This is a genomic window from Bacillus sp. JK74 (assembly GCF_053663395.1).
In genome coordinates, this window is sequence record NZ_JBSJQB010000001.1 from 836,090 (window position 1) to 854,408 (window position 18,319).

21 protein-coding genes are annotated in these 18,319 nt (G+C 48.2%); 3 read left to right on the forward strand and 18 right to left on the reverse strand.

Features of this window, described 5'->3' with window-relative positions; genetic code table 11:
- Window positions 1–9: 9 nt before the first annotated feature.
- The 6 genes from ACWJJ5_RS04180 to ACWJJ5_RS04205 all read right to left on the reverse strand — a co-directional run bounded on the left by ACWJJ5_RS04180 (window position 10) and on the right by ACWJJ5_RS04205 (window position 4,869).
- Window positions 10–1,191: a NupC/NupG family nucleoside CNT transporter gene (locus ACWJJ5_RS04180; RefSeq protein ID WP_004393280.1), complete on the reverse strand. Its 1,182-nt coding sequence runs from the start codon at window positions 1,189–1,191 to the stop codon at window positions 10–12.
- A gap of 92 nt (window positions 1,192–1,283) precedes the next feature.
- Window positions 1,284–1,952 (reverse strand): deoxyribose-phosphate aldolase, encoded by a 669-nt coding sequence (gene deoC, locus ACWJJ5_RS04185; RefSeq protein ID WP_004393277.1) that lies wholly within the window; start codon window positions 1,950–1,952, stop codon window positions 1,284–1,286.
- A 90-nt stretch (window positions 1,953–2,042) separates the two neighbouring features.
- Window positions 2,043–2,984, reverse strand: a complete 942-nt coding sequence (locus tag ACWJJ5_RS04190) for a sugar-binding transcriptional regulator (protein WP_060673809.1) — start codon at window positions 2,982–2,984, stop codon at window positions 2,043–2,045.
- A gap of 70 nt (window positions 2,985–3,054) precedes the next feature.
- Window positions 3,055–3,867: a sugar-phosphatase gene (gene yidA / locus ACWJJ5_RS04195; RefSeq protein WP_071392479.1), complete on the reverse strand. Its 813-nt coding sequence runs from the start codon at window positions 3,865–3,867 to the stop codon at window positions 3,055–3,057.
- Window positions 3,868–3,935: 68 nt separating this feature from the next.
- Window positions 3,936–4,460, reverse strand: a complete 525-nt coding sequence (locus ACWJJ5_RS04200) for a hypothetical protein (protein ID WP_014306122.1) — start codon at window positions 4,458–4,460, stop codon at window positions 3,936–3,938.
- On the reverse strand, window positions 4,450–4,869 hold the full coding sequence (locus ACWJJ5_RS04205) for a lipocalin family protein (protein WP_060673806.1): 420 nt from the start codon (window positions 4,867–4,869) through the stop codon (window positions 4,450–4,452). The genes ACWJJ5_RS04200 and ACWJJ5_RS04205 overlap by 11 nt, the downstream gene beginning before the upstream one ends.
- 111 nt (window positions 4,870–4,980) lie before the next feature.
- Here ACWJJ5_RS04205 and ACWJJ5_RS04210 point away from each other — a divergent pair, with 111 nt between their 5' ends.
- Together ACWJJ5_RS04210 and ACWJJ5_RS04215 are read left to right on the forward strand one after the other, a co-directional pair.
- A complete protein-coding gene (locus ACWJJ5_RS04210) occupies window positions 4,981–5,367 on the forward strand; it encodes a hypothetical protein (RefSeq protein WP_004393267.1) in 387 nt (128 codons plus the stop codon).
- Window positions 5,368–5,527: 160 nt separating this feature from the next.
- On the forward strand, window positions 5,528–5,890 hold the full coding sequence (locus ACWJJ5_RS04215; protein WP_007407823.1) for a hypothetical protein: 363 nt from the start codon (window positions 5,528–5,530) through the stop codon (window positions 5,888–5,890).
- 50 nt (window positions 5,891–5,940) lie between these two features.
- Here ACWJJ5_RS04215 and ACWJJ5_RS04220 read toward each other — a convergent pair whose 3' ends face one another.
- Window positions 5,941–6,333 (reverse strand): hypothetical protein, encoded by a 393-nt coding sequence (locus tag ACWJJ5_RS04220; protein WP_060673802.1) that lies wholly within the window; start codon window positions 6,331–6,333, stop codon window positions 5,941–5,943.
- A 129-nt stretch (window positions 6,334–6,462) separates the two neighbouring features.
- Here ACWJJ5_RS04220 and ACWJJ5_RS04225 point away from each other — a divergent pair, with 129 nt between their 5' ends.
- Window positions 6,463–7,425 (forward strand): iron-hydroxamate ABC transporter substrate-binding protein, encoded by a 963-nt coding sequence (locus ACWJJ5_RS04225; RefSeq protein ID WP_065180350.1) that lies wholly within the window; start codon window positions 6,463–6,465, stop codon window positions 7,423–7,425.
- Between the two features lie 40 nt (window positions 7,426–7,465).
- On the opposite strand, the gene ACWJJ5_RS04230 is transcribed toward ACWJJ5_RS04225, so the two are convergent.
- The 11 genes from ACWJJ5_RS04230 to iolE form a co-directional block, all read right to left on the reverse strand.
- Window positions 7,466–7,813 (reverse strand): YxeA family protein, encoded by a 348-nt coding sequence (locus tag ACWJJ5_RS04230; RefSeq protein ID WP_004393256.1) that lies wholly within the window; start codon window positions 7,811–7,813, stop codon window positions 7,466–7,468.
- 13 nt (window positions 7,814–7,826) lie between these two features.
- The gene (gene yxdM, locus ACWJJ5_RS04235; protein WP_326360613.1) at window positions 7,827–9,695 is read right to left on the reverse strand and encodes an ABC transporter permease YxdM; all 1,869 of its coding nucleotides are present in this window, start codon (window positions 9,693–9,695) and stop codon (window positions 7,827–7,829) included.
- Window positions 9,670–10,443: an ABC transporter ATP-binding protein YxdL gene (gene yxdL / locus ACWJJ5_RS04240; protein WP_071392484.1), complete on the reverse strand. Its 774-nt coding sequence runs from the start codon at window positions 10,441–10,443 to the stop codon at window positions 9,670–9,672. Before yxdL ends, yxdM begins: the two co-directional genes overlap by 26 nt.
- Before the next feature lie 144 nt (window positions 10,444–10,587).
- Entirely contained in the window at window positions 10,588–11,565 is a 978-nt protein-coding gene (gene yxdK, locus ACWJJ5_RS04245) for a two-component system sensor histidine kinase YxdK (RefSeq protein WP_326243694.1), read from the reverse strand.
- On the reverse strand, window positions 11,562–12,251 hold the full coding sequence (gene yxdJ / locus ACWJJ5_RS04250; RefSeq protein WP_004393241.1) for a two-component system response regulator YxdJ: 690 nt from the start codon (window positions 12,249–12,251) through the stop codon (window positions 11,562–11,564). Before yxdJ ends, yxdK begins: the two co-directional genes overlap by 4 nt.
- Before the next feature lie 107 nt (window positions 12,252–12,358).
- Window positions 12,359–13,231, reverse strand: a complete 873-nt coding sequence (iolJ, locus tag ACWJJ5_RS04255; RefSeq protein WP_454022222.1) for a 6-phospho-5-dehydro-2-deoxy-D-gluconate aldolase — start codon at window positions 13,229–13,231, stop codon at window positions 12,359–12,361.
- Window positions 13,232–13,233: 2 nt separating this feature from the next.
- The gene (gene iolI, locus ACWJJ5_RS04260) at window positions 13,234–14,076 is read right to left on the reverse strand and encodes a 2-keto-myo-inositol isomerase (RefSeq protein ID WP_012118841.1); all 843 of its coding nucleotides are present in this window, start codon (window positions 14,074–14,076) and stop codon (window positions 13,234–13,236) included.
- A gap of 87 nt (window positions 14,077–14,163) precedes the next feature.
- On the reverse strand, window positions 14,164–15,033 hold the full coding sequence (locus ACWJJ5_RS04265) for a sugar phosphate isomerase/epimerase family protein (RefSeq protein WP_146275897.1): 870 nt from the start codon (window positions 15,031–15,033) through the stop codon (window positions 14,164–14,166).
- Window positions 15,034–15,052: 19 nt separating this feature from the next.
- On the reverse strand, window positions 15,053–16,087 hold the full coding sequence (locus tag ACWJJ5_RS04270) for a Gfo/Idh/MocA family protein (RefSeq protein WP_077723071.1): 1,035 nt from the start codon (window positions 16,085–16,087) through the stop codon (window positions 15,053–15,055).
- Between the two features lie 22 nt (window positions 16,088–16,109).
- A complete protein-coding gene (locus ACWJJ5_RS04275; protein ID WP_454022223.1) occupies window positions 16,110–17,405 on the reverse strand; it encodes an MFS transporter in 1,296 nt (431 codons plus the stop codon).
- 12 nt (window positions 17,406–17,417) lie between these two features.
- Window positions 17,418–18,314 carry a myo-inosose-2 dehydratase gene (gene iolE / locus ACWJJ5_RS04280; RefSeq protein ID WP_146283919.1) on the reverse strand — a complete coding sequence of 299 codons (897 nt, stop codon included), beginning with the start codon at window positions 18,312–18,314 and terminating at the stop codon, window positions 17,418–17,420.
- Window positions 18,315–18,319 lie beyond the last annotated feature (5 nt).

The window sequence follows — 18,319 nt, forward strand, 5'->3', positions numbered from 1 at the left end:
CATTTATGTTCAGTGAATCAATCCGACGATCGCCGCTGTCAGGAAGCTGACGAGCGTTGCGCCGTACAGCAGCTTCAGCCCGAACCGCGCGACGACGTTTCCTTGTTTTTCATGCAGCCCTTTCACCGCACCGGTAATGATCCCGATAGAGGAGAAATTCGCGAATGAGACAAGGAATACAGATACCACTGCCTGTGTATGCGCGCTGAAATGGAAATCGCCGGATGAGAGCGTCTGCATCGCCACAAATTCATTCGATACCATTTTCGTCGCCATAATGCTTCCGGCGCTCACCGCTTCATTCCACGGAATACCGGTTAAAAACGCAAACGGCGCGAATACATATCCGAGCAGCGCCTGGAATGTAATGCCGAAAACCGCGTTAAAAACGCCGTTGACCAGGGCAATGAGTGCGACAAATCCGATCAGCATCGCCGCTACGACAACGGCGACTCTGAATCCATCCATTATATACTCACCGAGCACTTCAAAAAAGGATTGCTTTTCTTCTTCAGGAACGACGATCAAATCCTCTTCTTTGCTGACGGTGTACGGGTTGATGATAGAAGCGATGATAAATCCGCCGAATAAGTTCAGCACAAGCGCCGTCACGACGTATTCAGGCTTCAGCATCATCATGTAAGAACCGACGATCGACATTGAGACCGTCGACATTGCGGACGCGCAAAGCGTGTATAAGCGCTGTTCAGTAAGATAACCGAGCTGTTTTTTCAAACTGATAAAGACTTCTGATTGCCCTAAAATCGCGGATGCGACAGCGTTGTAAGATTCGATTTTCCCCATTCCGTTCACCTTGCTTAACGCAAGTCCGATATACTTCGTGATAAAGGGGAGGACCTTCCAATGCTGCAGAATTCCGATTAAAGCGGATATAAAGACGATCGGCAGAAGCACGCTCATGAAGAACGTCGTCTGTTTCGCATTCACAAGCCCGCCGAATACAAAGTTAATCCCTTCTGATGCATATTCCAGCAAGTAGTTAAATCCTTTTGCAAAACCGCCGACAAGAAAATTCCCGATACCGGTGTTGAGGAGAATATAACCGAGAATCAGCTGCAGCACGAGCATGACGGCGATCGGCCGGATTCTGATTCTTTTTTTGCCGTTGCTGGCAAGCCAGGCAAGACCTAAAAACACAATGATTCCGATAATTCCGATGAGATACTTCATATGTGTTCTCCTTTTATTTGTATTCGCTTACAATTTTTTATGCATCAACAAAGAAAGAGGATGGCAGAAGCTTTCGGCTTCCGCACTGCTGATTAATAGTCGCTGCTGCCGCTGTCTCCGCCGCTCACGATAGAGACGCCCGCACTTGCGCCGATCCGGCTCGCGCCCGCTGCGATCATGCTGTCAACATCAGCTTTTGTTCTGATGCCGCCTGATGCTTTGACCCCGATGTCCGGTCCGACTGTTTTTCTCATAAGAGCGATATCTTCAGCCGTTGCCCCGCCTGTAGAAAAACCGGTAGACGTTTTGACGAAATCGGCGCCTGCGGATACCGCTAAGCGGCACGCGCGCTCTTTTTCTTCATCTGTCAAAAGGCATGTTTCGATGATCACTTTGACGAGCGCTTTTTTATCAGCTGCTTCAACTACCGCGCGGATATCAGCTTCAACCGCTTCATCATCGCCGTCTTTTAATGCGCCGATATTGATGACCATGTCCACCTCAGTGGCTCCTTTTGAGATGGCATCCTTCGTTTCAAATGCTTTTGTTTCCGATGTCGTTGCGCCGAGAGGAAATCCGATAACGGTGCAAACGTCAACTCCCGTGCCTTTCAGTTCCTCCGCTGCGAGTTTGACCCAAGTCGGGTTCACACAAACGGAAGCGAATTTATATTCTTTTGCTTCTTTTATCAGTTGTAAAATATCCGCTTTTTGTGTATGCGGTTTCAAAGCAGTATGGTCTATTTGACTTGCAATTGACATTGTATGCACTTCCTTTTTCCTAGGATACGTTTAGAATAACCGAATTTTGAACATATGTAAATTGGTAATTGAAATTATGTTCATGAATTGTCACAATTCTTGAATGAGTTTTTTGGCCGTATGCTGATCGGTAATCAAAACGTTGGCGTACTTTCCTTTCAGGGCACCGTGAATGGCCTTGCATTTTCTGCTGCCGCCCGCCACCAGAATCGAACGCTCTTTCATTTTCAAGTCGCTGAGCTCGACTCCGATCGTCCTGCCGTTAATGCTGCTGCTGCAAATCCTGCCTGCCTCGTCAAAAAAGCGCGAACAAATATCGCCGACTCCGCGTGCTTTCAGCAATTGTTTCTCTTCTTCCCGGAAATAGCCGAGTCTGAAAAGCAGCGCCTCATCCCGGACGGTTCCGACCGTAAACAGGGCGATATTGGCTTGTCTGCCCATTTCAATGATCCGCTTAATATGTCTGTCCCGCTCGACCATCTGTTTCACATCGGCGCTGTCAAATATAACCGGCAGCGGCAAATACCTCGGCATGGTCTGAAATGCTTCGGCGAACAGCTGAATCGTTTCTGACGAATACGTATTGACATTGGAATGACTGATGCCGCCTTTCAGCTGCACGACTTCAACGCTCTTTACCTGCTTCGGCTCCATGCGGCTTGCGATCTGGTACATCGTCGTCCCCCAGCTTACGCCGAGTATATCGCCGTCCTTTACGGTTTTATGCATATAGTCTGCGCCATAGCGGCTTAAGTAATGTGTAATGGCCTGGTAATCGTCGCTTGGAGAAAAGACGACGTGCGCCTCAAGGAGCCCGTATTTTTCTTCCAGCTTTGCGCCGAGTTCGTCCAGATCCTCAAACGGGTCCATGACGCGAATTTGAACATACCCTTTTTCCTTTGCGTACTGAAGCAGCCTTGAAACGGTGGGGCGTGACAGATTAAGCCGTTCGGCGATCTGCTGCTGGCTGTAATCTGATTGATAATATAGTTTTGCCGCTTCTATGCTGAGCTGCTGTTTTTCACGATCCATGTCGCGCCTCCCCTCTCCGCTTATCATATCACCAAAACACGCGGTAAAAAAGCACCCTCTGATGGGGTGCCTATTTTTTCAGCACAAGCTCCTGAATCGCATGCGCCACGCCGTGTTCGTTATTTGATTTCGTTTCAAAATCAGCAATCTCCCTTACTTCCGGGATGGCATTGGCCATTGCCACACCGCAGCCGGCCCACTGAATCATGGACATGTCGTTGCCGTTATCGCCGATTGCCATGACGTCTTTCTGTTCAATGCCGAGTTTTTCGGCCAGCAGCTTGACCGCGTTTCCTTTACTGACTTTCGGATGAAGAATCTCATGGAAGAATGGCGCGCTTTTGACCATTGTGTATGTTTCCCTGAATGATTCCGGAATGGAAGCGATCGCTTTCTCCAGCTTGTCCGGATCGTCAATGAACATGACTTTCGGAATCAGAATATCCTTCGGCACTTCATCGATCGTGCGGAAATGAAGCGGCACTTTCGTGATATATGATTCGTAAACCGTGTATTCACTGATATCCCGGTTCGGCGTGTACAGATTGGCTGTGTCAAAGTAATGCATCGGGGTATCCAGCTGTAAGCTCAGCTCGTAAAGCGACTCCAAATCTTCAAAGCCTAATGACTGCTCGGCCACGACACCGTTTGTATACGTATTTTGGACGAGTGCGCCGTTATAGGCAATCACAAAGTCGCCTTCTTCCTGTAAATTCAGCTCTTCCAAATACCGACGCACGCCGCCGATCGGCCGTCCCGTGCACAGGACGATATTGACCCCTTCCGCTTTGGCGGCATCAAGCGCCCCGCGGACTTCAGCCGTCACTTCATGATGATCGTTTAATAGTGTTCCGTCCATATCTATTGCGATTAACTTGTACATCCTGCATCTCCTTTGTATCCTTTTCTGCTTATGCTTTCATCATATCGTTTTTTCGTTTCAATGAAAAATCAAACGGACAAGTTTCTCCGCCTTCTCTTCGTATACCGGGCCTGCCTCCGGATGCGGGGCCGTCTTTTCCCCTTGTCAGCTTGTTCGCCGCCGTCATCTGTTTTCTGCTTCAAGAGCATCAGCCCCGCCGCAAAGAAAGGGACGGCCGCTATGTCCAGAAGGGCAAGCTTTATTCCCATCGCTGCGGGAAAGTATGCCCATAATGAACGGCTGTTCCGCCTGATCATGATATAAGAAACGATTTCCAGCAGGATAAACAGAGCGTTCACCCATAAGTAAATGAGCATCGCCGCAAACAGAAACAGCAGGAGCGTATTCCGCAGCGTGCCGGAAAACAGAAGAGCGCGCATCATATCAAAGAATGAAAAAGACTGCATGCTGCCGTTGACGACATTGGGATTATAAATGGTAAAACGCCCGAACTGATCAAAAAGCATAAAAAATAACCATAACAGTGAAAACCATTGAATGATATGTACGATGACACCCGTCAAAACGAGTCTGTCGGCAGCCTTATTTCTCATGTGCATCCTCCCCGCCGGTTTTTATTCTTGTCATTGTTTTTGTTTCTCCGTATATCTTCCAAATGAGCGTATCGTTTTTTCCTCTTTTCAACGTGCTTTTGACGGGGTGCGGATGTCCGAGGTATTCAATCTCGATCGTTCCGTCCGTGTTTTGTGAGATCACCTTGTAAACATCTGAGGGCATGGGAACCTCGCCGCGGCCTTTAATGACCTGCTTTGTCAGCACGCTGTCTTTCGTAAACGTAACGGTTTCAGATCTGACCCCGTCCATCGGGCCCGGTTTCAGCCCCGCATCCCATGTCCCGTAATAAAAAGGGGGTTCGTCTGCTTTCTTTTGCGAGCAGCCTGTTATCATGACGCATCCGATAACAAGAACCGTCATGATGAAAATCCGTATGTTCCGCAACATGATCACCTTCTTTTGAAGCTTTTTTTACGCCTGTAAGTTAGGCGGATGCCGTGGCACTGTGCAATTGACTACATAGTGTATAAAGACTTCACTAGATAAGGAGAATGATGAATGAACCCATATCAGTACTACACCCCATCTGCCTATTTCCCTCAGCAGCAGGAATACGAAGTGAGCCCCGTTGAGTATGAGCCGTATCAGCAGCAGGAAAGCTATTATTATGCGCCCCCTCAGTCTGAAGAGCGGCAGCCGACGGCTTTAGAACGGAGAGTCGCCCAGCTTGAAAGACAAAACGCCCAGCAAACGAGAGAGCTCACCCGCCTCTCACAAGAAGACCAGCGCCAAAACCGGGAAATCACGCGTATGAATGAGCAGATCAGACGGCTGAGCCAGTCCATTGAAATCCATACCCGCCGCTTAAACCGTTTGAATCAGCGCCTGCGCGCAGTCGAAAACAGACTCAATATTCCTTTTCACGCTACAGAAGGCGGCTTCTGAGAAAAAGGGCTGGAATACAAAGCTCGACAGGCCATCCCGAGCCTTGTATTCCGCTCTGTACATAACAGGTAAATATTTGAATCCCCTTCTTGCATGAATGCCTCTCCTATTCTTTCACATGATAAATGTGTAAAATCAATCACTTCAGGAGGTCTTCATGATGTATCAAAACCAATACAGCGGAAATCAGCTGCAGCAATGCCGCCAAACAGCACAGCAGCTTATTCAGCAGACACAGCAAAGCAGTCAGCAGTACAAGCAAATGCTCCAGCAGGAACAGCAAAACATTCAAATGCTTCAGCAGATGCTTAACCATGAACAGCATGCCGTTCATACCATTCAGCAAGCGCTGCAGGGACATGAAGCGGCCATTCAGAAATGCCAGCAAATCGTGAATGTGTGCAATCAGCTTCAGCAGGAAGTAAGCGGACACATGCCTGCACCGATGGCAAACGCTAATGTTTCTTCATTCCCGCAAACACAGCATCACACACCGTTTCAGCAGCATTCATACCAGCAATAGGCCGCTCATGCAAATGACAAAGCGCGAGATACCGGCTTTGTCATTTGTTTTTATCTCTGTTTTGTCAGATCAATGCGTTGAGCGGGTTTTCCGCCGAATTTTTCCTCCGCCTCATGCCTTACCGCTTCAAACGCTCTTGCTTCGACGTTTTGTTTAAACACATCAAGCTGTATTAAATAAGCCGCCCGCACTTTCAGCCCGTGGATGATGGAGATGACCCATAAAGGCAGCACGATATACACGCCCGGCGTGCTCGGCAGCACAAAAGCAATTGCTAAAATAATAAAATAGATAAGTCCGTATTTCAGCCATTTTTTGTTCTTGGCCCGGTAGCCGATATAGAAAAAGGCCAAGAAAGCGGTCAGCGCAAACGGCGCGAAAGTCAGCAGCAGCCACCAGCTGTGCAGCACTTCCCACCAAGTCCCTCTTTTCGTAATCAACATTCATTCCTCCTCCTTTACTACTATAACATGGATAATCAAGGAAGGTTTTCTATAAAAAACATAGACGGAATGACGTCTTCCTGCTATATTAATAATGATAATCATTATCACTGAAATAGGGGGATCATTATGAAGAAACAATCATGGCTGATCGGCCTGGCACTTCTGCTTGTTTTCGCATTAAGCGCTTGCAGCGGCGCGAAGGAAAACAACGGATCGGCATCAGGCAAAGGAAAGACAGACATGCGTACATATGAATCAACAAAAGGAAATATTGACATACCCGCACATCCGAAACGGATCGTCACTGACTTTTATGCAGGTGAGCTGCTGTCCGTTGACGCAAATGTCGTCGGGGCGGGCTCATGGGCTTTCAAAAATCCGTTTATCAAAAAACAGCTGAAAAACACCACGGACATCGGCAATCCCGTCAATGTGGAGAAAGTGATGCAGCTGAAGCCTGATTTAATCGTGCTGATGAAGGATGACCAATACGAGAAACTATCGAAAATCGCACCGACGATTGTCATTCCTTTTAACACCGCAAAGAATACGAAAGATACGGTCAGCCTATTCGGCGACATTGCCGGGGCGAAGGATAAAGCCAAAAGCTTTATGGCAGACTTCAACAAAAAGGCCGAAGCCGATCAAAAGCGCCTCAAAAACGTGATCGGCAAAGACGAGACAGTCGGCCTTTATGAAACGACGGATAAAGGCGAAATCTGGATTTTCAATGACAATTCCGGCCGCGGCGGCCAAGCCGTTTATAACGCGCTCGGATTGAAAGCGCCGGCCAAAATCGAAAAAGACATCATGAAAACGGGCGCCATGAAACAGGTTTCCCAAGAGGTCATTCCCCAATATGCGGCTGATTATATGTTCATTACCGATTACAATCCGAATGGAGAAAGCAAAACATTTGAGCGTCTGAAAGATTCATCCGTTTGGAAAAATCTCGATGCCGTAAAGAACAATCGTGTCTTTATCAACGATTTCAACACCTTCTATCCGTATGACCCGATTGCCGTCAGCAAACAGATGGATATCATCACCGACATGCTGATCAAACGGGCTGAAGAAAATAAAAAATAAAAAAAGCGGCACAGTCATGACACTGTGCCGTTTTTCATGTTCACTTTAATTTTGACTGTACGGAGCCCGGCATATCTTCAAATCTGACTTCTTCCCAGGTCTCGACATACTTTCCTTTCGCCTTCACCTTCAAATACGCGTTCTTCCGAAGGTCTTTCCCGGCGAAAAAGGTCACTTCTTCTTTTTTCCCGGATGCGTTATATCCGTCTAATGTATACTCAGTACCGCCCGGGCTAAGATGTTTGCCATCTCGATCAATCTGTACATAAACATCTTGCTGGTGAATAAACGGATTAAATCTGTCTGTAACATCATTATGAAAAAAGAGAAGTCCGTATATGACGGCAGCGGCCGCCAAGACGGCCAGGATTGCCAATGCTTTTTTCATCTGTGCACTCCCCTTACTTGTTCATTTTTTTCAAATAGCTTGTCCGCACCGCGAGGAAGAACAGAAGCTGAAAGATGAAAAACCCTCCGATGGTCAGACTGAGCGGCCCCGCTACATCGGAATAGCCTTCCACCGCCAATGTTCTCAAAGCAAACAGCGTATGCATGACGGCAATGACGAAAGGAAAGAAAAAGAGAATCGCCAATTGTATCGTCACGCTTTGTGCCATTTCACGCTCACTCAGACCGATTTTGGCCAATGAACGGTAGCGCTCCCGGTCCTCATCTAAATCGGTGAACAGCCTGAAATATAAGAAACTCGCTGCCGCGACAAAGAAAACGATCGCGATAAACAGGCCGATGAATAAACTCAGGCTCGGCAGCTGCACCGTATCATAGTACGTCCCGGCTTTTGCCATAAAATCAGAATGCACGTCGATATAGTTGCCGTAAATCTCATTTTTCAAGGATTGGCTGATCCCAAGACTGTCTTTCCAATGATCATAGCTGTAGCCGTATAATGACGCTTTCTCACCGAGTGATTTCAGCTGATCAAAGGTTTGATCGTTCACCGCGATGATGGCATTCAGTGAAATCAGCGGTTTTTTGACTTCTTTTACCGTCAGTTTTTGGTCAGACGGCTTGCCTTTTTGGTTCAGCAGCTTCAGCTGATCCGGCGCGTCGTTTTTGAAATTGCGGTCATACGTGCCCGGGAAATAGACAGCCTCATTATGTTTCAGCCTGTTCAGCTTGACATGGAAGTATGTTGACACATCCGATTCGCTGATCATGTAAACAGGCGGAACAGTACCTCCTTCCTGATAGCGGACATAGGAAACATTTATTTTGTCTTTCTTATACGTAAAGCCGTGTGTTTTCAGTTCATGATCAATATCTTTCAAATGAGTCTGTTCTTTCGGGTTATTGCTGAAAGATAAATACTCCATCTCATAGGCGGACTCTTCCGCCCCGACGGTCGATTTGTACATCGCGAGCACGCCCGTCGCCGTAAAGGCAACCGCGGAAATAATGCTGACGATAAAGAACAGGCGGGCGTTGTCTTTTAAACGATAAACAAGATCAGAAACCCAAATGACGTTTTTCCCGCGCAGATAAAAGGTTTTCCACTTCTTCAGCGCGCGCAGAATCCAGATGCTGCTTTGGCTGAAAAAGAAATACGTGCCGATGACGGTAAGCAGTAAAATGATGAACGGCTCGGTCCCGTGGACATTGCCTTTCAGAACCATGCCGTACCCGCCGCACAGGCAGGCGATGCCGAATAAGGACAGAAGCACGGACGGCTTCGGCTCCGGCTTGATCTTGTCAGTGCCCTTTATTAATTTGATCACCGTATTTGATCTGACAAAAAGGATCGTGAACTGCGATAAAAGGAAAAATAAGAGCAGAAATCCGCCGGCCGTAATGCCAAGCGCTTTCCAAGGCATGTACAGAGGCAGCGCGTCCATTTCTAAAATATAAGCGCCGACTGTAAAGAACGTTTTCGAAAAAATGAAGCCTCCGATAATCCCGGCTGCGATCGACATGACGCCGATGATCATGTTTTCCGCCGTAATGAGCTTTCTCAGCTGCACCGGCGTAATACCCTGCATCAGCAGAATACCGAATTCTTTATTTCTCGATTTCAAAAATGCGTTAACCGAATACAGAACAAATAAGAAAGAAAAAACAAAGATCATCCATTCCGCGGCGGTTAAGCCTTTTCTGGCGATGTTATTCAGGTAGCCTTCCTTTAACGCCGGATGAAACAGGAACATCGCAAAGGTAAAGAAAATCAAAACGGAAAAGGCGCTGCTTAAAAAGAATGCAAGATAGGCCCTTTTGTTTCTCGTGACGTTTTTATAAGCGAACTGAAGAAAGGTCATTTGCGTTTCCCCCCAGCATAGACAGCACATCAAGAATCTGCTCATAAAAGACTTGGCGGTTTTCCCCGCGGTAAATCTCATTAAACAGTTCGCCGTCTTTTATAAAGATGACGCGGCGGCAGTAGCTTGCCGCAACCGGATCGTGGGTCACCATCAAAGCCGTGACATGATCATCCTGATTCAGGCTCTGCATCGTTTCCATGACATCTTTTGACGCTTTGGAATCAAGGTTTCCCGTCGGTTCATCGGCCAGAATAAGTGACGGCTTATGAATGACCGCTCTTGCGATGGCGGCCCGCTGGCGCTGTCCGCCGGATACTTCAAACGTCCGTTTGCTGAGCAGGTCTTCGATTCCGAGCTTTTTCGCAATGCCGTGCAGTTTTTCTTCCATTACGGACGGCGCTTCTTTTTCAAGCGTTAACGGCAGCATGATATTTTCACCGATTGTCAGCGTGTCCAGAAGGTTGAAATCCTGAAACACAAATCCGAGCTGCTTGCGGCGGAAATGAGCGAGCTTTGTCCGCTTGAGCCGGTGCGGGTTTTCTCCGTGAATCAGGATATCGCCTGAATCCGGCCGGTCGATCGTTGAAATGATATTCAAAAGTGTTGTTTTTCCGGAGCCGGACGGTCCCATCACCGCCGTGAACCCGCCTTCTTCTATTGAAAATGAAATTTGTTTTAAAGCTTGATAGGATACTTGTCCTTTATAGGTTTTATTTATATGTTTGACTTCAAGCATATTCGCCATGAGAATCCTCCTTATGGTTTTATTCTTGTTGATCTGGGCTGCTTTCATGTAGTGCCGGGGCATTCAGCATAAAAAATCCCCTTGACGTAAATCCATGTTATCAAGGGGAAACAGAATGAGCTATGTTGTTTTCTTAACGCAGTCTTACATTTTTGTAAGAAATGAAAATCGGACCGATGTCCCTTCACCGGGGGACGAGCTGATGTCCACCGTATGATTGAGCTTGCCCGTAATTTCTTTGACGAGATGGAGGCCGATTCCCGTAGATTCTTGGAAACGCCGCCCGTTTTCGCCGGTGTAATAAGGGTCAAACACCCGCTTGATATCTTGCGAGGGAATGCCGACACCGTAATCTTTGACTTCAAGCACCGTCCTGTCTTCATCGCGGAAGACATTCAGCTCCAGTCTGTCACTCTTGCCCGCTGAATACTTGACCGCATTTGTGACCACTTGGCCGATCGCAAATTTGAGCCATTTGGCATCGGTGTAAATCTGATGATCATCGCGAATATCCATTTTCGGATAGACGCGGTACTGAATAAAAAATCGTTTATAGCTTTGAATGACCGATTGGAGAAGCTCTGATAAGGAAACCGCTTCGACTTTAAAATCCCGCTCAAACAGGTCAAGCCTTGATGAATAAAGAAGCGTCTCCAGCCCGAATTCAATCTGCCGGACCTCTTTTTTGATTTGTTCAAAGACGGGCTCATCCTCTTCCTGAATGATTAAATTAATGACCGACAGCGGCGTTTTTACTTGGTGCACCCATTGATTCATATACGTCACCCGCGCGTCGAGTTTGGCTTCGGTTTCATGGAGCTTCTGGTGCTGCAGCCGGGTCAGCTCCATCTGCTTCTCATACAGCTCTGAACAGAACACTGAAGAACCGAGATACGGGATGTCCGTCCCTTCCTGCTCCGAGCTGAGCCAATGATACACACCGCGGTCTTTGTACCAGCGATAGGCGAGATACCCCGCCAAAATAAGAAGCTGCACGCCCAATATGTAAAACAGGTGGGAAAAAGAATGAAGACCCGCAAACCAGTAATAAAAGAAGACAAACAGCCCTTGAAGGAGAAAAAGCAGAATCAGCACGGCATGAGACCGGAAAAACAGCTTCATGACAGCGCCCTCAGCTGGTAGCCTTCGCCCCGCACCGATTCAATGGAAACAGGCGCATTCAGCTCCCGCAGTTTTTTTCTGAGCCGCGTGATATACACGTTAAGCGTATTATCATCGACGAAAATGTCGGTGTCCCACGTTTTTTCCATGAGCCGGTCCCGACCCGTCACCTTTTCTCCCCGCTCCAGCAGCACTTCCAAAAGCTTGCTTTCTTTTTTAGAAAGCTCGCTTTTTTCGTCCTGAAAGCGCAGTTCAAACCGTTCCACAAAGAGCTGCACACCGGCATATTCAACCACTTTCTCTCCCTGCTTGGCGGCGTACTCTCCGTATGCCCTGCGGATCTGGCTTTTGATTTTCGCCAGCACAATATCATAAGAAAACGGTTTTTCGATATAATCATCTCCGCCGTTTTCAATCGCCATCACCTGATCCATTTCCCCGCTTCTGGCTGAGATGAAAATGATCGGGCTTGTAGAATGCTGGCGGATCTGGCGGCACCAATAATAGCCGTCATAAGACGGCAGGTTGATATCAAGCAGCACCACATCAGGCTTTTCCCGCAAAAAGACATCAAGAACAGCCGTGAAATCCGCAGCGGCCACGGTTTGATATCCGTATTTTTCAAGGTAATTCTGCAATAGTCCGCGAATGTCTTCACTATCTTCCACAATCATGATTTTATTCAAACTGAACCACTCCCGTTTCTTACGCTGCTGCCATCATCATAATCGTTTCGGGCGTACGGACGCAACACCGCACAAAAAAACCGCCATCTTGGCGGTTTCCGTTTTCATCAGCCGACCTGCTGTTTTACGGCTTTACCGGCTGATCCGAACTCTCTCATTTTGCTTCGCACCGTCTCTTCCACGGCTTCAATGCCGGGTGTCATGTAGCCGCGCGGTTCGTACAGATCGCCGTTTTCCTGAAACATGCGTCGTGTTTCGTCTGTCCAGGCTACCATACATTCCGTGTTGATATTGATTTTCGCGTGGCCGAGCGTGATGGCTTTTTTGATCTGATCCTGCGGAATCCCGGATGCTCCGTGGAGAACGAGGGGAATATCAGTCATGCGGGAGATAGCCGCCATTTCTTTAAATCCGAGATTGGGCTCGCCCTGATATTTGCCGTGGACGGAGCCGAGGGCGGCGGCCAGAGCGTCGATATTGGTTTCTTTCACGATCCGTTTACATTCCATGATATCGGCATAACAGACCCCGCCGACAAGTCCGTCTTCCATTCCGCCGACCGTGCCGACTTCGGCTTCTACTGAGACGCCGTGCTTTGCGGCATAATCGGCGACTTCTTTTGTCATCGCGATGTTCTCATCAATCGGATGATGGGAGCCGTCAATCATCACTGAGCTGAATCCGGCGTCAATGGCCTGTCTGCAGCGTTCCGCACTGCTTCCGTGATCAAGATGGAGCACGACGGGAACGGTAATCGCCATTTCTTCCATTAACGCGCCGACCATGGCGGCAATCGTTTTAAACCCGCCTAAATAGTCGACCAGACGATCGGAAGCCGCGGCGATGACCGGCGATTGCTCTTTTTGCGCCGCTTGCAGAATCGCCTTCGTCCATTGGAGGCCGTTGATATTAAACTGACCGACTGCATAATGCTCCCGTTTCGCTTCTGCAAGAAGATGTTTCATGGTGACAAAAGCCATGTTCACGCCTCCTTCATGAAGTATTTTGATACGACGGCTTCCGTTGTTTCCTTTGCCGTTTTGATCGTTTCCTCCGCAGTCAGCTTATAATATTCAGGTCTGAACAGCTCTACGGAGACAACATCATTGAATCCGATTTCTTTTAACGCTGACAGATGGGCGTCTAAGTCAATCGCACCCTGCCCAGGCCAGACGCGGTCTTCATCCGTTAAAAAGCCGATCGGAAAGTCTTCTGTATCGTCGATATGATAGATGAAAATTTTCTTTCCGTCCGCCTGCTTCAAGCTCTCAATATTGGAGCCCATCGCGTGGAAATGGAAGCTGTCAAACACCAGTCCGACATTATCGCGGCCGACAGCGTTCACGATGTCATACGCCTGTTCAAATGTATTGACCGTGCATTGCGGGTGGCCGACAAATTCAAGGGCAATGTTTACGCCGTACGGCTCCGCGATGTCCGAAAGCTCAGTCAGCACCTCTGCGCTGCTCTTTTTGATTTCTTCTTTCAAGATTTTCCGCTCTGTCACAAGCGGCACGGCCACCACATATTTCACGCCGAGCGTCCTGCAGGTTTCCATCATGCTTTTGAATTCCGAAATGATCTCCCTATAGCCCTTCTCATCACGGTTGTTGAAGAAAACCAGTGCGTTCAGGGCAAGCGGTTTAATGTGATGGGTTCGAAAATATTCCGCCAGATCGGCCAGTGAATGGTCTTTTAAGTATTCCGGCAGCTTATCCATTGTGCGGATTTCAATATAATCATAGCCGTGCTTTTCGCACAGTTCTAAATCCTGTTTCAGGTTTGAATTCTCCAGCGTAGTCGCTTCATTAAAGCAAAGTTTCATGTCAGCCTCTCCCATCCGCATTTTCGATATGAAGGGAGTCCGGCTGGAGGGCATTTTTACTCCGATCCGCCGAACTCCATACTCAGCTTATGCCATACCCAGTTCTTCTTTTAATTTCTTAAGCATGATCCGGCTTGATTCATCCGCTCTTTCGCCGACCCAAGCAAACACGGCGTTCGTTGCAATTCCGTCGAATTTCATCTCTCTCATCTTTCTGAAAATCGTCTCAAAATCGACCTCGCCTTGCCCGATATCCAAATGCTGGTGCACCGTTACTTTCGCGTCAGGCGGATTGACGATGTAACGCAGGCCGTGCGCCGCTTTATGATTAAAAGTATCTGCAAATAAAACATGCGTGAGGCGGTCGCCGGCTTCATCAAACATGGTTTCGATATCGCCTTTGCCGTCATCATAGAAGAACGTATGCGCAGTCGAGTAGACAAGGTTGATCCAATCCTTATCGAGCGCGCGGATCATATCCATCGCACCTTTGTGCGTTTCGATAAAATCGTATGGATGGGCTTGAAGGTTGAGTTTAACGCCTTCTTTTTCAAAGACGGGCAGCAGCTCATCCATGGATTTGATGAATTTTTCTTCACTTGTCAACGGATCATACTTTGAACCGCTGAATTCACTGTTCATCAAATCCACTTCAAGTTCAACCGCAATTTCGATCGCCCGTTTCCAGTTGCGCACGGCGGCCTGGCGGCGGTCTTCATCAGGACCCGCCCAGTGGTAAAGCGGAAGAAGAGAGGACAGCTTCACACCTGTATCCTTTAAAAGGCGCTTCAATTGTTTGATTTTTGCTGAATCGACTTTCGGATATTTGTAGAAAGGACAAAAATCCTCACGCGGGGACAGTTCGATATATTCGTATCCGAGTTCCGCCGTTTTATAGACCATTTCCTCTAACGTTAAATCATCGCGGTACATGGATGGATCTAAGGCCAGTCTCATTGCTTTCACTCCAAATCTATTATTTGTTCACAGTCGTAAATGATTGATAGAATGCCGGTTTCTCTTGCAACACCACTGGCTCTTTCTGTCCGGATTCCTGAGCTTTTACGCACGCGTCTGTTGTCACCGCGGCAATATAACCGTCCCATGCCGTCGGACCGCTGACTTCGCCTTTTTTCCGGATCGAATCAATGAAGTCCTGAATTTCCACATCATACGCAGCCACAAATCGACGCTGCCAGTCCATCAGAATATCGGTGCTGAATTTTCCTTCTTTTCTCAAGCTGATGCTTGACGGTTCCGGAAGCTTAATGACGCCGTCTTCCCCGACGATTTCACATTGAATGTCATAGCCGTATTTACAGTTCACATAGATTTCTGCATTGATGACGATGCCGCCTTTTGTTTCGATGATGACCATCTGCGGATCTTTCAGATGCGGCAGCGCATTTTTTGATTTCTTCGGATAGATGACCTGTACGAATTCATAGTCGTCATTGACAAGCCAGTGGAGGACATCAATTTCATGAACGAGCGTATCGACGACGGCCATGTCCGTTGAATAATTCGATGCGACTGTCGGGTTGCGGTGCGCACAGTGAATCATCAGCGGCTCGCCGACCGCACGGTTGTCGATCGCTTCTTTCAGCTGAACGTAACCGCTGTCATATCTGCGCATGAAACCTACCTGCACCAATCGTTTTCCCGTCTTCATTTCTTCCTCGACAATGCGCATACAGCCTTCTGCCGTTGTCGCAAGCGGCTTTTCACAAAACACGTGCTTGCCGTGCTGAATCGCTTTCAAAACGCTGGACTCGTGAGCCGGGCCCCAGCTTGTCACTAAGACAGCATCCACATTTTCAGCAGCGAGGAGGCTGTCGTCATCAGGATAAACGGAGGCGTTCAAATTGAAATGCTGAACGGTCTGCTGCGCGGCCTCCTCATTCACATCTGTGACAGCGGTAATTTCCGCTCCGGACAGCTTATTTGTGATGCGGTTGATGTGCTCTTTTCCGATAGCACCGGTTCCGATAACACCTATACGTAAATTCATTGATCGCCACTCCTTCTGATAATCAAATAATGGTTCTCGTCTTTTTTTTCCCGCTGCCGTCCTGAGGAGCACCGTACAGTTCCTCCTGTATCTGTTCAAGCGACTTGCCGGACGTATTCGGTGCGAAAACAAGCCCGATGATCATACTGGCCGTCACACATATGAGCAGAATACCGGCCATAAAACCGATGCCGAATTGTGACATGATGACCGGCACAAATAAACTCCAAATGCCGATTGAAATACGGACGAGAAAGAACATGAGCCCTTGTGCTGACGCTCTGTGTTCTGTCGGGAACAGCTCGCTTGCCCACAGCTGGTAGTTCGCCTGCTGGCCGGCTCCGTTATTGATGCCGATCGCTAAAACAAACAAAAGCAGCATCGGGAGCCCCTGAAACGGCAGCAAAAACAGCGACCAGCCGACAACAGCCATAAAGGCGCAGATTCCGAACACCGTTTTCCGATATTGATCTGCAAAAGGCATGAAGATACAGGCGACGCCGAGACCGGTGAAGATAAACAGGGCCATCTGCAGAATGTTGGCCGTATTTGCGGATACGCCGCCGACCTGCTGGTAGATGTACGGCATAAAGAATCCCATGACGCCCGCGGCGAGATTCCATACGAGAAACACACCCATTAAAAACAAAATGTTCTTGAAAAATTTCGGCTGAAGCAAGTCAAAATAAGATGTTTTTTTCACGGCGGCAGGGCGCTCTTCACTGTTTTTCCAGGCATCCGACTCAGGTAAACGCTTTCTTATCACATATGTGATCAGGGCGATCACCAATAGATGCGCAAAGACAATTTTATTTCCTAAAAGCCCGAGGTCACCGACCAAAACGGATAACAGCAGGACCACAACGGCTCCTGCGGCCCACGCCACCTGCGCCACTCCGCAATGCCTCGCCCGGTTTTTTTCGGGGGCGTTTTCCGCGATAATGGTCCATGAAGCCGTAATATCCGCGCCTACAGAAATCCCGATAATCATGTATCCGCATAACAGCATGGGAAAGTTGAATCCAAACAAAACCAAACAAATTCCTAAAGCGTAGACGAGCATACTGTTTGTATATACAGCTTTTCGGCCGACCTTATCAGCCAAATACCCGCCGAGCAGCGCTCCGATGGCCGCTGATATCGCGTTTGCGCTGAAGGCGCCGAGCAATCCGATCTGACTGTCGGACAGCTTCAAATAGCTGACCCACATAGATAAACCCGCTGATCCTGCCACGATGGAACCTGCATCAATGTAATTTGCTAATGCTGCGGCGATGGTCCTTTTGCTGAAAGCTGATTCCGCCTTGGCACTATTCATATAAGTCCCCCTCTAATTTGCAGGATCAAGCAGTTCACTGTCGATGTACTTTCTCGCAATCAGCGCGTACTCAAGCGGATTGGCGACTGCCGGGTCTTGTTCGGCTTCAATGACGATCCAGCCTGAATAATCATGACGGACGAGCGTTTGGTACACTTCGGTAAAATCGATGCATCCGTCTCCGGGAACCGTAAAAATGCCCTGTAAAAATGACTGCCTGAATGACTTTCCTTCCTGTCTGCACCGCTCCATAATGTCAAACCGCGCGTCCTTGAAATGAACGTGTCTGATCCGATCTATATGCTTGTTGAGAATCGTCATATAGTCTCCGTCCGAGATATAGGCATGGCCGGTATCATAAAGTAAATGGACATACCGCGGGTCCGTTCCATCCATCAGCCGGTCAACTTCTTCCGCCGTCTGGACGCCTGTGCCGAGATGATGATGAAACGTGAGATCCAGCCCGTATTCGTCAGCGATTTTCCCGAGACGGTTCAAGCCTTGGCACAGTGTATCCCATTCTTCATCTGAGAAGTGCGGTTTTTTCTTAAATACATCAATGTCCAAGCCTTGGACACTGTACGTCTGTTCAGAAACGATGGCGGCATCCGCTCCGACTTTCTGCAAATAATCACAGTGTTCTGTAAATTGTTCAGCCGTTTTTTCAATACCGTCTTGAATGATAAAGCTGCTGAACCATTTCCCCGCAATCCGCAAGTTCCGGAGAGCCAGCTCCTTATTGAGGACGGAGGGTTCAGGGAAAAACCCTCCCACTTCCGTACCTTGAAAACCGGCGACAACAATATCGCTTAACAAATGCTGCAGCGTATTCCCGGCTCCAATCTCCGGCATATCGTCATTGCGCCACCCAATGGGAGCGATGCCCCACAGAATATTTTGTTTGCCCATCGTGA

Coding starts and splice junctions, on each gene's coding strand:
- ACWJJ5_RS04180 (WP_004393280.1), bottom strand. CDS start 1,191: ATGAAGTATCTCATCGGAATTATCGGAATCATTGTGTTTTTAGGTCTT.
- deoC (WP_004393277.1), bottom strand. CDS start 1,952: ATGTCAATTGCAAGTCAAATAGACCATACTGCTTTGAAACCGCATACA.
- ACWJJ5_RS04190 (WP_060673809.1), bottom strand. CDS start 2,984: ATGGATCGTGAAAAACAGCAGCTCAGCATAGAAGCGGCAAAACTATAT.
- yidA (WP_071392479.1), bottom strand. CDS start 3,867: ATGTACAAGTTAATCGCAATAGATATGGACGGAACACTATTAAACGAT.
- ACWJJ5_RS04200 (WP_014306122.1), bottom strand. CDS start 4,460: ATGAGAAATAAGGCTGCCGACAGACTCGTTTTGACGGGTGTCATCGTA.
- ACWJJ5_RS04205 (WP_060673806.1), bottom strand. CDS start 4,869: ATGTTGCGGAACATACGGATTTTCATCATGACGGTTCTTGTTATCGGA.
- ACWJJ5_RS04210 (WP_004393267.1), top strand. CDS start 4,981: ATGAACCCATATCAGTACTACACCCCATCTGCCTATTTCCCTCAGCAG.
- ACWJJ5_RS04215 (WP_007407823.1), top strand. CDS start 5,528: ATGTATCAAAACCAATACAGCGGAAATCAGCTGCAGCAATGCCGCCAA.
- ACWJJ5_RS04220 (WP_060673802.1), bottom strand. CDS start 6,333: ATGTTGATTACGAAAAGAGGGACTTGGTGGGAAGTGCTGCACAGCTGG.
- ACWJJ5_RS04225 (WP_065180350.1), top strand. CDS start 6,463: ATGAAGAAACAATCATGGCTGATCGGCCTGGCACTTCTGCTTGTTTTC.
- ACWJJ5_RS04230 (WP_004393256.1), bottom strand. CDS start 7,813: ATGAAAAAAGCATTGGCAATCCTGGCCGTCTTGGCGGCCGCTGCCGTC.
- yxdM (WP_326360613.1), bottom strand. CDS start 9,695: ATGACCTTTCTTCAGTTCGCTTATAAAAACGTCACGAGAAACAAAAGG.
- yxdL (WP_071392484.1), bottom strand. CDS start 10,443: ATGGCGAATATGCTTGAAGTCAAACATATAAATAAAACCTATAAAGGA.
- yxdK (WP_326243694.1), bottom strand. CDS start 11,565: ATGAAGCTGTTTTTCCGGTCTCATGCCGTGCTGATTCTGCTTTTTCTC.
- iolJ (WP_454022222.1), bottom strand. CDS start 13,231: ATGGCTTTTGTCACCATGAAACATCTTCTTGCAGAAGCGAAACGGGAG.
- iolI (WP_012118841.1), bottom strand. CDS start 14,076: ATGAAACTTTGCTTTAATGAAGCGACTACGCTGGAGAATTCAAACCTG.
- ACWJJ5_RS04265 (WP_146275897.1), bottom strand. CDS start 15,033: ATGAGACTGGCCTTAGATCCATCCATGTACCGCGATGATTTAACGTTA.
- ACWJJ5_RS04270 (WP_077723071.1), bottom strand. CDS start 16,087: ATGAATTTACGTATAGGTGTTATCGGAACCGGTGCTATCGGAAAAGAG.
- ACWJJ5_RS04275 (WP_454022223.1), bottom strand. CDS start 17,405: ATGAATAGTGCCAAGGCGGAATCAGCTTTCAGCAAAAGGACCATCGCC.
- iolE (WP_146283919.1), bottom strand. CDS start 18,314: ATGGGCAAACAAAATATTCTGTGGGGCATCGCTCCCATTGGGTGGCGC.